This window comes from Bowmanella denitrificans, from assembly GCF_002887595.1.
Classification (GTDB): domain Bacteria; phylum Pseudomonadota; class Gammaproteobacteria; order Enterobacterales; family Alteromonadaceae; genus Bowmanella; species Bowmanella denitrificans.
Genome location: NZ_PEBU01000006.1, coordinates 74532 through 92285, shown reverse-complemented (window position 1 = coordinate 92285; position 17754 = coordinate 74532). Strand labels below are relative to the sequence as shown.

General features: G+C 51.3%; 11 protein-coding genes. 5 read left to right on the top strand and 6 right to left on the bottom strand.

The features are described from left to right. Positions 1-92 precede the first annotated feature (92 nt). The 4 genes from CSR04_RS12395 to CSR04_RS12380 all read left to right on the top strand — a co-directional run bounded on the left by CSR04_RS12395 (position 93) and on the right by CSR04_RS12380 (position 6628). Positions 93-1802: a proline--tRNA ligase gene (locus tag CSR04_RS12395; protein WP_102796624.1), complete on the top strand. Its 1710-nt coding sequence runs from the start codon at positions 93-95 to the stop codon at positions 1800-1802. A 307-nt stretch (positions 1803-2109) separates the two neighbouring features. Further along, positions 2110-2958: an MBL fold metallo-hydrolase gene (locus tag CSR04_RS12390; protein WP_102796623.1), complete on the top strand. Its 849-nt coding sequence runs from the start codon at positions 2110-2112 to the stop codon at positions 2956-2958. A 9-nt stretch (positions 2959-2967) separates the two neighbouring features. Then, positions 2968-4095 (top strand): patatin-like phospholipase family protein, encoded by a 1128-nt coding sequence (locus tag CSR04_RS12385; protein WP_102796622.1) that lies wholly within the window; start codon positions 2968-2970, stop codon positions 4093-4095. A 121-nt stretch (positions 4096-4216) separates the two neighbouring features. After that, complete coding sequence (locus CSR04_RS12380; protein WP_102796621.1) at positions 4217-6628, top strand: two-component system response regulator; 2412 nt, start codon at positions 4217-4219, stop codon at positions 6626-6628. Here the strand turns inward: CSR04_RS12380 and CSR04_RS12375 are convergent. Beyond that, complete coding sequence (locus tag CSR04_RS12375; protein WP_102796620.1) at positions 6625-8859, bottom strand: PAS domain S-box protein; 2235 nt, start codon at positions 8857-8859, stop codon at positions 6625-6627. The two genes, CSR04_RS12380 and CSR04_RS12375, sit on opposite strands and share 4 nt — an antisense overlap. Before the next feature lie 346 nt (positions 8860-9205). On the opposite strand from CSR04_RS12375, the gene CSR04_RS12370 reads away from it, so the two are divergent. After that, positions 9206-10084: a GGDEF domain-containing protein gene (locus tag CSR04_RS12370; protein WP_102796619.1), complete on the top strand. Its 879-nt coding sequence runs from the start codon at positions 9206-9208 to the stop codon at positions 10082-10084. A gap of 8 nt (positions 10085-10092) precedes the next feature. Here CSR04_RS12370 and tilS read toward each other — a convergent pair whose 3' ends face one another. The 5 genes from tilS to lpxB form a co-directional block, all read right to left on the bottom strand. After that, entirely contained in the window at positions 10093-11433 is a 1341-nt protein-coding gene (tilS, locus tag CSR04_RS12365; protein WP_102796618.1) for a tRNA lysidine(34) synthetase TilS, read from the bottom strand. A gap of 43 nt (positions 11434-11476) precedes the next feature. Next, positions 11477-12433, bottom strand: coding sequence for an acetyl-CoA carboxylase carboxyl transferase subunit alpha (accA, locus tag CSR04_RS12360; protein WP_102796617.1), 957 nt, complete (start codon positions 12431-12433; stop codon positions 11477-11479). A gap of 120 nt (positions 12434-12553) precedes the next feature. Continuing rightward, positions 12554-16021, bottom strand: coding sequence for a DNA polymerase III subunit alpha (gene dnaE, locus CSR04_RS12355; protein WP_102796616.1), 3468 nt, complete (start codon positions 16019-16021; stop codon positions 12554-12556). After that, on the bottom strand, positions 16014-16607 hold the full coding sequence (gene rnhB / locus CSR04_RS12350) for a ribonuclease HII (RefSeq protein ID WP_102796615.1): 594 nt from the start codon (positions 16605-16607) through the stop codon (positions 16014-16016). Before rnhB ends, dnaE begins: the two co-directional genes overlap by 8 nt. Further along, complete coding sequence (lpxB, locus tag CSR04_RS12345; protein ID WP_102796614.1) at positions 16597-17754, bottom strand: lipid-A-disaccharide synthase; 1158 nt, start codon at positions 17752-17754, stop codon at positions 16597-16599. Before lpxB ends, rnhB begins: the two co-directional genes overlap by 11 nt.

The window sequence follows — 17754 nt, the reverse complement described above, 5'->3', positions numbered from 1 at the left end:
CTGCCGCAATAACGGCAGCTTATATAAGCTCAGCACGCCGAAGGGCACCACAGCCCATCAGGTACAGCGAAATACACCAGGTAACGTGAACTATGCGAAGCAGTCAGTACTTACTAGCTACACAAAAAGAAACCCCAGCGGATGCCGAAGTCATCAGCCATCAATTAATGTTGCGTGCCGGGCTTATCCGCAAACTGGCCTCCGGACTTTATACCTGGCTGCCAACCGGACTGCGCGTACTGAATAAAGTGGCGAACATCGTGCGCGAAGAAATGGACCGGGCCGGTGCCATTGAAGTGTTAATGCCTGTGGTGCAGCCGGCCGATTTATGGGAAGAATCCGGTCGTTGGGAAGAATATGGCCCGGAACTGCTGCGCATTAAAGACCGTCATCAGCGCGATTTTGTGCTTGGCCCAACCCATGAGGAAGTAATCACAGATCTGGTTAAGCGCGAAATCAGCAGCTACAAACAACTGCCGATTAATTTGTATCAGGTGCAAACCAAATTCCGCGATGAAGTTCGTCCCAGATTCGGCGTAATGCGTGGCCGTGAATTCACCATGAAAGATGCTTACTCCTTTCACCTGAGTCAGGACTGCCTGGAAAAAACCTACCAGGATATGTATCAGGCTTATTGCAGTATTTTTGAACGCATTGGCCTTGAGTATCGTCCGGTTATCGCCGACACCGGCTCTATCGGTGGCAGTATGTCCCATGAGTTCCATGTACTGGCTGCTTCCGGTGAGGACGATATTGCCTTTAGTAATGCGTCGGATTTTGCCGCTAACGTGGAAATGGCTGAGGCTTTGGCCCCTGCCGGTGAGCGCGCCGCACCTGCCGCCGATATGCAACTGGTGGACACCCCCAACGCCCGGACTATCAGCGAATTAGTGGAACAATTTAATCTGCCGATTGAAAAAACCATCAAGACGCTAATCGTCAAAGCCAGTGAAGAAACGGGCGCACCGTTGGTGGCCCTGCTGGTCAGGGGTGACCATGAATTGAATGAAATCAAGGCGGACAAACTGGAGGAAGTGGCTTCCCCCTTGACCTTCGCCAGTGATGAGGAAATTCGGGCCATTATTGGTGCAGGGCCGGGTTCACTGGGGCCGGTGAACTTACCGATTCCGGTAGTTGCCGATCGGGCCGTGGCACAATGTAGCGATTTTGGTGCCGGTGCCAATATTGACGGCAAGCATTATTTTAACATCAACTGGCAACGTGATTTGCCGCTGCCCAAGGTGGCAGATATCCGTAATGTCCAGGCCGGCGACCCATCACCTGACGGCAACGGTCAGTTGGAAATCAAGCGCGGCATTGAGGTAGGGCATATCTTCCAGTTAGGCGACAAATATTCCCAGGCCATGAACTGCGGTGTACTGACCGAGTCAGGCAAGCATCAGGTGCTGACCATGGGCTGTTATGGTATTGGCGTGTCGCGTATCGTGGCCGCCGCCATTGAACAGAATCACGATAAATTCGGTATCATCTGGCCGGATGCCATTGCGCCGTTTAAAGTCGCCCTGATCCCGATGAATATGCACAAGTCTCACCGAATTCAGGAAGCGGCCGAAGCTATTTATCAGCAGCTTAAACAGGCCGGGATTGAAGTATTGTTTGATGATCGTAAAGAGCGTCCTGGCGTCATGTTTGCCGATATGGAACTGATGGGCATTCCCCACCATATCGTGGTTGGCGAACGTAATCTTGATGATAACCAGGTGGAATATAAATGTCGCCGCAGCGGTGAAAAACAATTACTGGAACTGGACAAGGTACTGAGTTTTATCCAGGCCCTGTAAGGTAAACAACAAAGAGCGCCCAGGCGCTCTTTTTAATGTCCAGGGATGGACGGTATGCAGGTGTTGTCGGGAACTTTCACCTGCCATGGCCAGGGACGGACACTATGCAGGAACGCTCAGCTGCGGTGCCGGTATGCTGAAGGGGCAACCTGAGTTCGTCAGAGGATGGCACCACAAGTCCAAGCAGATAACACTTGGTTTATATTTTTGCTTTAATTAGAGTTAAGCTTGGCTTAGGGAATTCCTTATAAAACAAAGGAAAACAGTATCGGTATAACATCACCGATACGCTGCAGCAGGTTGAGGCATGAAACTGACATTTTATGGTGTAAGAGGCTCTATCCCGGCTCCGGGGCAGGCCTTTATCCGTTACGGCGGCAACACAGCCTGTGTGCACATTGAGTTAAATGATGGTACAGATATCATTCTGGATGCAGGCACCGGCATTAAAGCCTTAGGTGCCAAACTCGCAGATAAATCCAACCCTATACATTTACTACTCACCCACAACCACTGGGATCATATTCAGGGCTTTCCCTTCTTTGCCCCCATATATCAAGCCGGGCGTACTATTTACATCACACCAGGAAAAACACAATTGCCAGAGCAGGATGCGGTGTTAAGACAAATGACTGGCAGTTATTTCCCTGTGCATTATCAGGATTTACCGGCCAATATTCAGCTTTGCCCAAAGGCTGCCCAGCTAAGCAGTTGGCATCTGGGCAGCGCCTGCATTTCACGTATAGCGATTAATCATCCCGGTGGCGGCAGTTCTTATCTTATTGAAGCCGATGGTGCCCGTATCGCCTACATTACCGATAATGAACTCTACCCTCCTTATCAAAAAGCCACCGCCTTTCTGGATTGGGTGAAGTTTGCTGCCGACACAGACTTGATCATACATGATGCACAATACCAGCAAGCCGATATGCCCAAAAAAGCGGGTTGGGGTCACTCCGTGGCAGAAGAAGCGGTAAAGCTGGCCATGGCCTGTAAAGCAAAACGTGTGGCGCTTTATAGCCACGATGATATACGTACCGATGATGAAATAGATGCCATACAACAACATTGCCGCGACATCATTCAGATTGGCCAGATGAATATTGACTTATTTGCTGCCTATGAAGGTATGCAAATTGATTTTGATAAGGTTTAGTGACTCAGCATGTCCCAAAGACACCGATTTGCCTTACTGCTAACAGGAGGCGGTGCCCGCGCTGCCTATCAGGTGGGCGTACTGAAAGCCATTACCCGCTTGCTGCCACGCAATCACAGTCTGCCCTTTCCCATCATCTGCGGCACGTCTGCCGGTGCCATTAATGCGACCGCGCTGGCCTGTTTTGCCTCCTGCTATCATTTAGGCGTGAGAAAGCTGGAGTGGGTATGGAAAAACTTTCATACCCAACAGGTATATGCCAGCGACACATTACCGCTGTTTAGCTATTTACTTGGCAACCAGTTACAACACTTGAGTGCCAAAGACAAAAGCCGACGACCTTCAAGCCTGCTTAACAACCAGCCGCTGCGTCGTTTGCTGAAACATACTCTGGACTTTAGCCGCATTGACCGCAACCTGCTGACCGGACATTTGAAAGCGATCAGTGTCACGGCATCCAGTTTCAGCACCAATGATTCCATCAGCTTCTTCCAGGGCGCGCCCGAGCTCAACTCCTGGCAACGCTCCAAGCGTTTGGGTATCAAAACCCAACTAAATGTGGAACACCTGATGGCGTCCGCTGCCATTCCACTGGTTTTTCCACCGGTCAAAATCAACGACCAGTATTTTGGCGATGGCTCCATTCACCAACTTTCTCCTTTAAGTCCGCCCATTCATCTGGGCGCAGAAAAAATCCTGATTGTGGGTGTTGAGCAGCCCCGGCCGGACCGCCGCCATCAGTTACAACATTATCCAAACAGTGCCACCATTGCCGGTCATTTACTGGACACCATCTTCGCCGATACCCTGCATTCAGATTTAGAGCGTTTGTATCGAATCAACCACACCCTGTCGCTGTTAAATGACAAGCAACGTCAGGCGACCCAGCTAAAACCCGTGCAATGCCTGGCCATCAACCCCAGTTTTAATATTAATGAGCAGGCGGCCGACTACTATGCCAATCTGCCGCTGGGCATTCGCACCCTGATGCGTTTTATGGGCATTAAACCCGATTCACAGTCCAGTTTGCTCAGCTATCTGCTGTTTGAAGGCGGCTTTTGCCAGGCCATGATGGACAAAGGTCTGGAAGATGGTCTGCAAAGACTGGATGAAATTCGCGCCTTTCTGGAAATCTAATCTCTCTTAGACTAAATCTGAAGAGGTGGGAGATTTAGGATACTTATCACACTTTCAGTGTTAATAGCCGCTCCCAGGCCGGACAACGTCCGGTAAACCTCTTGTGCGACAAGGAAGGTAAATGGAACGTAGCACTTTGTTGATTGTCGAGGATGAACAGCTCATCGCCCTGAATCTTTCTCTGGATTTGCAGGATAACGGCTACCATGTCTGCTGTATTGCCAGTTCTGAAAAAGAAGCCTTTGACATGGCCAAGCAGCATCAGCCTGATTTGGTGATGATGGACATTAACCTGGGTGCTGGGGGGGATGGCATCAACGCTGCCCAACGGATTGGCGCAGAATTACATATTCCGGTAGTTTACCTTACCGCCTACACCAGTGACGACCTTATCCGCCGCACCGGTCTGACTGCACCTTACGGTTATATCGTCAAGCCATATAATGTGCGGGAGTTAAAAGCCAGTATAGAAACCGCCCTGGCCAGGCACAGATATGAAAAAATCACTGAGCGCTCCGAAAAGCGTCTCAAAGCAGCCGTGCATGCAGCTAAGCTGGGGCTTTGGGAATACAACGTGCAGCGCGGCACGGTGCTGTTTGAGGGCTTGTTCGGTGAACAAGTTAATATCGTTGGCGATAAGGTGGAACTCAAGGCTCACGATTTTTTCGCCCGTCTGGCGCTGGAGGATGTGGACGAACTGGAAGCCATGCTGCGTAACGGACAAAATGTCAGTCGCACCTTTAAACTCAAAGCCCGAAGTGAGGACGTTCAGGACGAACGTTGGATAGAGCTGTACTTAAGTGACATGACCCTGGAACAGGGCCTGATTCGCATTGGCGCGGTTAAAGACGTATCGGAACGGGAAAATTTTGTCAATGAGCTTCGCACCGCCTACAACATTCTGGCCAATATTGATGAGTCGGTGATTGTACTCTACTCAGATTTCACCATTCGCTCGGTGAACAAGGCCTTCTATAAACACACTCACTTCAATGCCAATGACGTGATTGGCGCTCCGGTCTCCATGGTATTATCCGGCAACAGGCGCCACGATGAAGTGCTGGCCGACTGCAACAAAAGTATTCGTCATGAAGTGGTGGTACATCGACGCGATCACAGTCATTTTCATGCCTTGCAAAATATCAGTCGCATCGCTGCCACCGAACACAACCCTGAATTATTTATCATGATCCTGACCGATATCTCGTCGCTGAAAAAGGCCGAACGGGAACTGAATCGTATGGCCTATCGTGATGGGCTGACTGGCCTTGGCAACCGAAATTTGATGAACCAGGTATTAGGGGAGCTGGATTGTCAGAAAGGTAGCGGAATTGGCTTGTTTTTTATTGATATTGACTCTTTTAAATTGATTAACGATTCCATGGGCCATGAGCCCGGCGATCAATTGTTAATAGAGTTTGCTCAGCGATTACAGCAGATCATGCGTGCCGAGGATGTGCTGATTCGACTGGGCGGCGATGAATTTGTCGTGATAGTCGAGGACGTAGAACGGCGTCAGGACTTTGAGCGGCTGGCAGAAAAAATCATCGCCATCTGCAACGAGCCATTTAATATCAGCGGCAGAGATATTATGGTCACCTGCAGCATAGGTGTCGCCATTGCCGATGAAAGCGTAGATTGCGCGGCGTCACTGCTTAAACATGCAGACGCCGCCATGTATGAGTCCAAGCGCCGGGGCAAGTACACTTATACCTTTTATTCCAATGATCTGGTGGATGTAGTCCGCTATCGCCTGTTTATCGAACAGGGGCTGCGTAAGGCTCTGACCGAGCAGAGCATTACCGCGCACTGGCAACCTATTGTCGATGGCCACAGTGGTCAGGTGGTGGGAGTGGAAGCCCTGTGTCGCTGGATAGACAAAGACGTGGGCATGGTGTCACCTGATGCTTTTATTCCGGTAGCGGAAGAAACCGGCCTGATCCAAAGTATCGGCCTGCATATGCTGCGAGAATCCTGCATGTTATTGAAACTGTTGGACGAGCGCGGCTTCAGCGATATTCGGGTTGCGGTTAATGTATCCGGTGCCCAGTTAAAAGACAGCGAAATCCTCGATGCCCTGAATGAAATTATCCAGGATTGTCAGATAAACCCCGCCCATCTGGAAATGGAGGTCACCGAAAGCACCCTGCAATCGGAAAACGCCGCCATGCTGCTTTGGCAGATTCGCCAGACCGGGGTCAATATTGCCATTGATGACTTCGGCACCGGGTATTCATCCTTATCCAGACTGGCGGAAATGGCGGTCAGCAAGCTAAAAATAGACCGGACCTTTGTGGATAGTCTGGGGACCGACAGCCGCCACCAGATCATAATCGAGGCCATTATCAACCTGGCCAGAAGCCTGGGCTTGCTGATTACCGCCGAAGGCATTGAGACCAAGGAACAATGGCACTACCTGCGTGACAAAGGCGTACACAGCATGCAGGGCTATTATTTTGCCAAACCCATGCCGCTAAATGATTTACTCAGGTACTTGTCTGACAATAAAGACGGCAACCGCAATTTGTTCTAGTCTGAATTGCTGGCCTGTTCAGTCAGATAAATACAGGTGCCCTGACTGCCATCCACCTGAATGGTAAAACCTGCTTGCTTGGCAAAGGTTTTCATCAGGGTAAAGCCAAGGTGGCTGGTCAGGCTGGCTTGTTCGAACAGCTCAGCATCAAAACCCGGGCCATCGTCACAGATCGCCAGTTGCAGCCGCGCGTCTTCCCTTTTCATACTGATGGTCAACTTACCCGGGCGACCGCTAAAGGCATATTTAAAGGCATTGGTGACCGCCTCACAAATCAGCAGCCCCAAAGGCACCATCTGGTTTATGCTGATGTTTAGTTCGCCACTTCCTGCCTGAATATCCAAGGTCAGTTGTTCACGACTGGAGTGATTCAGGGTATCGCCGATAAGGTTGACCAGACGCTGCACATAACTTTGCAAGTTAATCGAGCCCAGGCTGTCATTTTGATAGAGTAACTCGTGGATCAGGGCCATGGCCCGCACCCGGTTTTTCAGATCGCTCATCACCGCCAGATCTTCTTTTTTAACCTGACGGCTTTGGATATCCATCAGACTGCTGACAATTTGCAGGTTGTTCTTCACTCGGTGATGCACTTCATTAAGCAGCGAAACTTTCTCCTGTAAGGCCTCTTCCAGTTCCTCTTCGGCCTGCTTTAATTCGCTGACGTCACTGGCAGACACTATCACTCTGAACCATTCTCCTTTCGCGTCGGAAATAGGATGTACATCTATCTGCACCCAATGCTCCTGAGCCTGAAATAGAAAACCAACCGGACTGCCCTGCTCGGCTTCCATAGCCGAACCAAACAGCAGTGCTTGCAAGCGAGCCATTACGCCCCGCTCGTCTGACTGGGCCAGATGATGCAGCTCCTGCCCCTCTAAATCGCCAGCCTGATCACCCAACAAAATGCTAAAACGTTGATTAACGGCAGAGATGCTAACCTTGTCATCTTCTTCCCAGTCGAGCACCAGTAAACCACAGGATGCGCCGGCAAATACCGACTCAAGAAACGCCGTTTTATGCATTACCGCCGCTTCCATTTCCTTTTCTTCCTGAATATCGGAAATCACCCCGGACATAATCACAATATTGCCGTTTTCATCCCGCTGGCTGTCGCCCCTGGTATTAAACCAGTGGTAAGTCCCGTCTGCCGCCAGTCCCAGGTAATTAATATCGTACTTGCTGCGCTGCTCGATGTGACTTTTTAAGTGTTCCATCACTTTGTCATGATAATCAGGGTGTACATGAGCAATCCAGGTATCAAAGTGGCCCGGCACCTGAGCTGGCCAGCCCAACAGTTCATGGAAACGCGGTGAGAACCAGTTACTGTTATCTTTGGGATGCCATTCCCAGGGGGCGTCTCTTGAACCTGAGATAACCCGTTCAAAACGGTTATTGGCCTCCACCAATCTGGCCTGAAAGGACAAGCGTTCACTAATATCCACCACGGTGGCAAACACCCGCACCTCATCATCCACTTCGCTGCGATGCAGGGTCACCTCCACCGGGATTTTATCGCCATTTCTGGCCACCCCATACACCAGCCTGGAGGTCATTAAACCTGAGCTACGGGCACCGATACTGATTTCCTCTACCAGCTTTCTGTGACGACTGCGCTGTTCTGTCGGTAGAAGCATATTGACATGTTCATTCAGTAATTCCTGTTCACTGTAACCAAACATGCGGGTCAGGGCAGAATTGACCATACGAATATGTCCGCCAGCATCGGTTACCAGCATACCAAAAGGGGAGCCTTCTACTGCCAGTCGCACCATGGCCAGCCGTTCCTGCTCTCTGATCAGCTCCAACCTGTCCAGCTCGGCCCGGTAGGCCATTTCCTTATGCTGAGAATATTCCGATAAATTGGGCATAGCCAGCGCGTCTGGCAGGCGCCGAATCAACACATAAGCAGTACTGATGGAAACGATAGCTGTGACCAGCTTTGCCAGGCCGTGGTAACCATAAGCCCCGTGCCAGATAACATAGATGCCAAATAAGTGGGTCACGCCACAACATAAGATAAAGGCGGCAAATAAATACAGCATCCAGCCAAAACGAATGTCCGGCCGTTGACGGACAAACAGATAGAGCACTAAAGGGATGGTAAAGTAAGCAGTGGCAATCAGCGCATCGGACAGTACATTCAGCCACAGAATGTCCGGTCGCCATAAAAAACAATGTCCATGCGGCATATAATCGGCGCGGAAAAAGTCATTGAGGTGCTGCTCCATCAGGGCTCCTTGTCCAAAGCGAAAAGAACATCTGCTTTACCAATATAGTGTGACAGGCGCAGCTAAGCACAAATATCTGCAGCAATTGTCAAATACCGGCTTAAACAAACAGCGCATAACCAATTTAAACAATAACCGGCGGTTATTTGACGTCTCTGGCCAGAACGCCAACTCACTATGGCCATAGAGTCTTCGACTTCAAGGCAAAAAAAGTTCATAAGCTTCAATAGCATGGTTACCGACGAATATGCTCACAAGGAGTCCGGCATAGTTTTTGCTCGAATCTAAGCAGAGAAAATATAGCAAAGGTTGCCGGCACAGGCCGTTACGCAACCAGGAGCAGACGGTGGAACAACATCTTCCCTTTTACGACAACGCAGGTTCTGATAGCTTTTTCCGCTTCAGCCAAATAGACAAGCAATTGGGCGATGCCGAGCGTCTGCATATCCTCGAAACCTTGCTGGGCTGTCTGGACCTGGCGGATTTCGCCCAGACCCTGCAAAACCTGTTAACTGTGCGCCTTGGATTATGTGGCTTGGAAATTCAGTCGCCAGCAGGACGATTAGCCTTGGGTAGCAGCGGTACACTAACCCGACTGATGGATTGTCCGCGGGATACCGCCACGGCTATCCGCTATCACTTTAACCGACCACTGAATGCATTGGATACCAGGCGACTGGATGAGATCCATACCCTTGTGACACCGCAATTGCGCAACGTTATCAGGCACAGTGAGATTAAACGTTTGGCCAGCAAGGACCATCTAACCAGCCTGGGCAACCGGGCCGGCTTTGAAGAACATCTCAGCAGGTTATTTAGCCACGCCAAACGCAGTGGCGAAGTGTTCGGCCTGATGGTCTTGGACATGGATAAATTCAAAGCTATTAATGACAACTTTGGCCACCAGGAGGGTGACAATGTACTGATTGCTATGGCACAAGCTATTAGCACCAGCCTGAGGGATACCGATTTTGCTTTTCGCTTCGGTGGTGACGAATTTTGTTGTTTAATTCCAGACGCTGACAGCGCAACGTTACAACGGGTCAGTCACCGCATTCGCCAGGCGATGCACAACCAACCCTTGCTGGCCAAGCACCATATGCGCTGCAGTATAGGCACAGGACTCTATCAGTCTGGTGAAGAGCGTGGTGCCTTGTTCAGTCGGGCCGATGCAGCACTGTATCAGGACAAACAGAATGCCAGCCTGCTGGGAAAGACCGCCTGACCCGGAAACTATTTGCCAGATCCGGCAAGGTTAAGCCGCCAGGCTGACTTATCCTGCTGTGGTTGGGAAAATGCCTGGTCGACAGCATAACCGGGCACGGCGGCCAACCTATCATTGACAAACACCAGTGGTAGCTTATCTCTGAGCCAGGGTGGCACAGACCAAAACTTAAACCATTGTTTCAACGGTTTGCTGTGGAGCGCATCCGCCGGTGTAAAACTGTGGCTAAACTCACCAAATCGAATCTGTACCCTATCTGTTTGATGTAAATAGAGTAATGGACACTCAGTGGTGTCTTCGGTCAGATCAAACTCCATCACGCGCTGATCGGGTAACAACAACGCTCCTTCTCCCAACCAGTTGATAGGCTCAGGCTGCCAACACTGTGATTTGACGATATACAGCCTCTGACGAAAACGGCGAAATTGCCAATTGTCCCATTGTATACAGGGCTGGGCATCTTCCCTGGCGTTAAATAACTCTGTCGGTAAGCGATGCAAGAGCAGTTCAGAGGGGGCGGGTACTGCCATTTCCTGCAACCATAGGCGGATTATCTGTTGCTGCCAGGCCCAGCTGTAGTCGGCCAGGGACTGCAAATCCAGACAATCGGCCGCCACTCGCACCAGCTTAAGTCGCTGCTGCGCCACCTCATCTAACAACGCCTGCTGCTGGGCACACAATCTGGCACTGCGCGATACCGTAGTACCAATGCTGGGCCAGCGCTCCCTGAGCAGCGGAATAACCGCATTGCGCAAAAAATTACGCTCATACGCCGGGTTCTGATTAGACTCATCTTCAATCCAGTCAAGCTGATGGCAAGCCGCATAGTCAGCAAGCGCAGCCCGGCTATGATTAAGCAGAAGTCTGGCATAGCGACGCTGACAATGGGTAGTATCCCCCCCCATTCCAGACAGCCCTTTGGGACCGGCCCCTCGTTTTAATTGCAATAACAGGGTTTCCAGTTGGTCATCTTGATGCTGGCCCAGCAGTATCAGTGCATCTTCTTCGGTCAGCTCGGCCAGCGCCTGATAACGCCCCTTTCTGGCCAAAGCTTCCAGACTCTGTCTTGGCGAGCGTTGCAGCGCCAGATGACGGGCAGCAAAAGGCACAGCCAGTCGCTCACACTGTTTCTGGCAATGTATCAGCCAGCTATCGGCATTGGCACTCAAACCATGATGAACATGCGCTGCACTGACCACAGCATTCGGATGCCGTTGTTTGAAGCTGGCCAGTAAGTGCAATAGCACGGTTGAATCCAGTCCGCCGCTATAGGCAACGACAATGGGCTGGGGTGGCCGCCAAATAGCCATCAGGCTGGATTCGAAGCTGGAATATAAACTGTCTGACATATAAAAAAGGCCGCTTAATTGCGGCCTATTCTAGGGGATTTACTTAGCAATAGCCAAAAGACATCAAACGCTCGTAACGCTCATTCAGCAGATCCACCTTGGACAATTTCTGTAATTGGGCCAGTTGCTGTTTAATACAAGCCTTGAGGTTTGCCGCCATACCATCATGATCACGATGTGCACCGCCCAAGGGTTCATCGATGATATTGTTGATCAGCCCCAGTTTTTTAATCTGCGGTGCACTGACGCCCATGGCTTCTGCGGCCAGCGGGGCTTTTTCAGCACTTTTCCACAAAATAGAGGCACAGCCCTCTGGAGATATTACCGAGTAGGTGCTGTATTGCAGCATATTGACCCTATCACCCACCCCGATAGCCAGTGCGCCACCGGAGCCACCTTCACCAATCACAGTGCAGATAACCGGTACTTTCAGTCCGGCCATCACCTTCAGATTGCGGGCAATGGCCTCACTTTGACCGCGTTCCTCAGCCCCCACCCCAGGATAGGCGCCAGGTGTATCAATAAAGGTAATAATCGGCAGGTTGAATCGTTCAGCCATTTCCATCAGACGCAAGGCTTTGCGGTATCCCTCAGGCTTGGGCATACCAAAATTGCGCTTAATTTTTTCGGCTGTATCCCGGCCTTTCTGGTGGCCGATAATCATCACCGGCTGATCATCCAGTCTGGCCAGTCCGCCCACAATGGCTTTGTCATCGGCAAAGGCCCGATCACCGGCCAATTCGTCAAAATCGGTAAAGATCCGGGAAATATAATCCAGTGTGTAAGGGCGCAAGGGATGACGCGCCAACTGGGAAATCTGCCAGGCGCCCAGATCACTGAAGATCTTGCGGGTCAGCTCGCCACTCTTTTCCCTGAGCTTGGTGATTTCCTCTTCCAGGCCCACGTCAAACTCGCCGCCCCGGTTGACCAGGCGCAACTCTTCAATCTTGGCTTCCAGCTCTGCAATCGGTTGTTCAAAACTCAGATAGTTTAAACTCATCCCACTACCTTATTGGTTGTTTGGTTGTCCGGCTCCCGGACATCCTTTGAATTCTATGGATGAAACCGGCCCTTGACCAGCTTCATGGGTACATTTTGTCTGTTTTCAACAGCCACATGCTTAATGGAATGTCAGAGACACCCGCTCTTCGCCCAGCAAAACCTGCAATTCATGCAACAGTTCATCCTGCGGCGTCACGTACCACTGCGCACCAACGGTCAACATCGCACTGGCATCCGGGTGCTGGTATGACAACTGAATAGGACAGGTGCCGCCCTGATACTGACTAAGCAGTTCTCGTAACCTGCCGATATTGTCGGCATTACACCAGGGTTGTTCAAGTCCCAGCAGAATCGCCCTGGCATGCTTTTCCCTGGCCTGTACAATATCCAATACATCGCGGGCCGACATTGTATTGCCCCCGGAATATTCATCAAAGCTGACCTGTCCGGACACCACCAGAATACGATCTTTCTCCAGCGTGCTTTCGAATTGTTCAAACATGTCGGGGAAAAAGCGCACATCCAGCCTGGCACTTTTGTCATCCAGAGTGACAATGGCCCAGCGCCGGCCTCGCTTGTTCACCATTACCCGCATATCGATCACCAGACCAATGGCGGTGACACTGCCATCCCTGGGAGTAGGTTTAACATCCACCAGACGGATTTTGGTGTAGTTTTTAATTTCCTTTTGATACTGATTAATGGGGTGGCCGGTAAGATACAGTCCCAGCGTTTCCCGCTCGCCTTCCAGCCAGACCTTTTCCGGCCATTTGGGTACATCAGCAAAGGCTTGTTGCACCTGCTCGGGTTCGGTTGTCAGCAAGCCAAACATATCGCTCTGACCAAAAGATTCGGCTTTGGCATGCTGGTCGGCAGCAGCAATCGCTTCGGGCAGACTGGCCATCAGCGAAGCCCGGTGCGGCCCAAGATTGTCCATGGCACCAGATAACACCAGCTTTTCCAACACCCTTTTGTTGACTTTTTTAAGGTCAACTCTGGCACAAAAATCAAATAAATCGCTGAACGGACCTTTGGCCTGACGGGCCTGGATAATGGCTTCAATCGGGCCCTCGCCCACGCCTTTTACAGCACCAATGCCGTAAACAATTTGCCCTTGCGGGTTCACCGTAAACTTGTACAGGCCGGTATTCACATCCGGTGGCAAGACTGTCAGCTCCATGCGCTGAACCTCGTCCACCAGAGTCACAATTTTATCGGTGTTATCCATATCCGCCGACATCACTGCCGCCATAAACTCGGCTGGATGATGCTTCTTAAGCCACAGGGTCTGATATGACACCAGGGCATAGGCAGCAGAGTGAGACTTGTTGAAACCATACCCGGCGAATTTTTCCACCAGGTCGAAGATCTTCATTGACAGCTCGCCGTCAATGCCATTGTTTTTCGAACCGTCCTCAAAGGTAGAGCGCTGCTTGGCCATTTCCTCGGGTTTTTTCTTACCCATGGCGCGGCGTAACAGGTCAGCGCCACCTAAGCTGTAGCCAGCCATTTCCTGGGCAATCTGCATCACTTGTTCCTGATACAGAATGATGCCGTAGGTGGGCTCAAGGATCTCTTTCAAGCATTCATGCTGGTATTCGGCATCCGGGTAAGATATGTCCTCGCGGCCATGCTTACGGTCGATAAAATTATCCACCATGCCTGACTGCAACGGACCAGGCCGGAACAAGGCAACCAAGGCGATAATGTCTTCGAAGGTGTCCGGCTTCAGACGCTTGATAAGGTCCTTCATGCCCCGCGATTCAAGCTGGAAGACCGCTGTTGTCTCAGCATTTTGCAGCATCTTGTAACTGGGCAGATCATCCAGGGGGATCGCGCTGATATCGATATCCAGCCCTTTGGTTTGTTTGACCATATCCAGTGCCCACTGGATAATGGTCAGGGTGCGCAATCCCAGAAAGTCAAACTTGACCAGCCCGGCCGTTTCTACGTCGTTTTTATCAAACTGGGTAACCGGGTTTTTTCCTTCATCATCGCAATACAGTGCAGCGAAATCGGTAATTTTGGTGGGCGCGATTACCACCCCTCCGGCATGCTTACCGGCGTTTCGGGTTACCCCTTCCAGGGTGCGGGCCATATCAATGAGGTCGCGAACTTCTTCGTCCTGATCATAAAGTTCGGGCAGGCGTGGCTCCACCTCAAAGGCTTTAGCCAGTGTCATGCCTGGATCACCAGGAATCAGCTTAGAAATTCTGTCAACAAAACCATAGGGGTGACCCAATACCCTGCCCACATCCCGCACCACGGCTTTCGCCGCCATAGTACCGAAGGTAATGATCTGCGATACCGCATCCCGTCCATATAAATCCGCCACGTGATCAATCACTTCATCACGCCGGTCCATACAGAAATCCACATCAAAATCCGGCATGGATACCCGTTCGGGGTTGAGGAAACGTTCGAACAGCAAATCAAACTCAAGGGGATCCAAATCAGTGATCTTCAGTGCATAAGCCACCAGTGAACCGGCACCCGAGCCACGCCCTGGTCCAACCGGAATTCCATTGTCTTTACTCCACTGAATAAACTCCATCACGATCAGGAAGTAACCGGGAAAGCCCATCTGGTTAATCACCTGCAGCTCGATGGCCAAGCGCTCATCATAGGCTGGGCGCTTCTCTGCCCGTTCAGCAGGGTCGGGGAACAAAAACGCCAGACGCTCTTCAAGACCCTCCTCGGATACTTTGACCAGGAAGTCCTCAATACTTAAATCCCCGGTGGGGAAATTAGGCAGGAAGTATTCACCCAAACGCATAGTGACGTTGCAGCGCTTGGCAATCTCCAGGGTATTTTCCAGGGCTTCGGGAATATCGGCAAACAGCTCGGCCATTTCCTCGCTGCTGCGTAAATATTGCTGCTCACTGTAACGCTTAGGACGGCGGCTGTCCTCCAGCGTATAGCCGTCGTGAATACAGACCCGCACTTCATGGGCATCGAAGGCATCCGCTTCAATAAAGCACACTTCGTTGGTTGCCACCACGGGTAAATCATATTGCTGGGCAATCTCCACCGCCCGGTGCAGATAGTCATCTTCTCCCGGCCGACCAGTGCGCATCAGCTCCAGGTAATATGCATCATGAAAATGCTGCTGGTAAAAGGCCAGGATCTCTTTCACCATATCCTGATTGCCCTTGCTCAGGGCAATACCCAAATCCCCTTCCCTGGCACCGGATAAAATCAACACACCGGTTTTATGTTCTGCCAACCAGTTCTTATCAATGACCGGTCGGTCAGGATGAAAGCCGCGCTGATAGGCACGGGATATCAACAAAGTGATATTTTTATAGCCTTCGTTGTTGGCGGCCAGCAGGGTCAGGCGGAACATCTGTTCTTCCAGCTCTTCGCTCTGCACCCAGAAGTCAGCACCCACTATGGGTTTAATCCCCTGAGCATGTGCCTCACTGTAGAACCTTACCAGTCCACAGAAGTTCATCTGGTCGGTAATGGCCACCGCCGGCATATTCAGCGCCTTGACCTTGCCAAGTATGGGCTTGACCTTATTCAGACCATCGCGCATGGAAAAATCGCTGTGCACCCTTAGATGCACAAACTTAGCATCAGCCATGTAACTCTCCCTGACGTGACTGCAATGCCAATTGCACCGGCTTAAAACTGATGCGGTGCAAAGGGGTGGGGCCAAGCTCAGCCAGCTTTTGTAAGTGCAATGCGGTGGGATAGCCTTTGTGCTTGGCAAAACCATAAGCCGGATACAGGGCATCTAACTGCTGCATTTCTTCGTCACGGGTGACTTTCGCCAGTATCGAAGCTGCCGAAATGGCGGCGATAAGGCCGTCGCCCTTTACCACAGCCTCACTGGAATATTGCCAGGGCGGGCAACGATTGCCGTCTACCATCACATGCTCAGGTTGAACGGCCAGGCCCTGCACAGCACGGGTCATAGCCAGCATAGTGGCATGCAGGATATTCAGCTTATCAATTTCTGCCGGACTGGCCCGGCCAATACACCAGCACAGGGCGTTTTCACGGATTTCGTCGGCAAGTCTAAGACGTTTCTTTTCTGAAATGGCTTTAGAGTCTGCCAGTCCAACAATGGGTTGGTCGGGATGCAAGATCACGGCAGCAGTGACCACGTCACCGACCAGTGGGCCGCGGCCAACCTCGTCGACACCGGCAATCAATCTATTTTCCATTGGATTCTATTAATTTACTGATGGCATCTGCTGCGCGTTCGTCAGCATTGAGCCTGAGTTGTTGATGCAAAGCAGTGAATTTATCTACCAAGCCAGGTGCGCCCTGAGTGAGCATGGGAGCTAAAATTTTGCTCATCCGCTCTGGCTCGACATCGTGCTGCAGCAGCTCGGGTACCAAGGCCTCACCCGCCAGCAAATTGGGCAGGGAAAAATACTTAGCCCGGACCATACGCTTGGCAATCTGATAGGTCAGCCAGTTGAACTTATATGCCACCAGCATCGGCTTTTTACATAACATGGCCTCCAGGGTAGCGGTACCGGATGCCAGCAAAATCGCATCAGCGGCGCTCATCGCGTCTCGGGACTGTCCATCCAGGATCTGAATGTGCGCTTGGCTCTGGGTGCTGGCCAAATACTCTTCAATCTGCTGACGACGTTTGGCATTGGCGGCAGGCAATACCACCTGCAAATCTGGGATCTGCTGCTGCAGCAGCGCAGCGGTTTGCACAAAGGCAGGTAATAACAGGCTGACCTCCCCACCCCGGCTGCCAGGTAACAGCGCCAGCACCTTGCACTGTTCGGATAACCCCAGTCGCGCTCTGGCTCCAGTTGAATCAACTTCAACAGGAATAGCATCGGCCAGGGTATGACCGACAAAAGTGCACGGCACCTGGTATTTGTCGTAAAACGCCTTTTCAAAGGGCAATAAACTCAGCACCAGATTGGTCGCCTTCGCGATATTGAATACCCGCTTCTCACGCCAGGCCCAAATGGTCGGACTAACATACTGAACCGTGCATATGCCTGCGGCTTTGAGGCGTTTTTCCAACCCCAGATTGAAATCAGGCGCATCGATGCCGATAAACAGGTCTGGTGGGTTGGCAATAAAATGTTCGACCAGTGATGCGCGGATATGTAGTAAGCGCCGGATCCGCGACAATACCTCAACCAGCCCCATAACAGACAGCTCTTCCATATCAAACAACGACTGACAGCCTTGCGCCTGCATACGGGGACCGCCAATACCTTCGAATTGAATATGCGGGAAGCGGCTATTGAGGGCTTGAATTAAACCGGCACCAAGAATATCGCCGGAGGTTTCTCCGGCGACAATTCCAATTCGTAATGGTGCTTTTTCCAGAGGCAC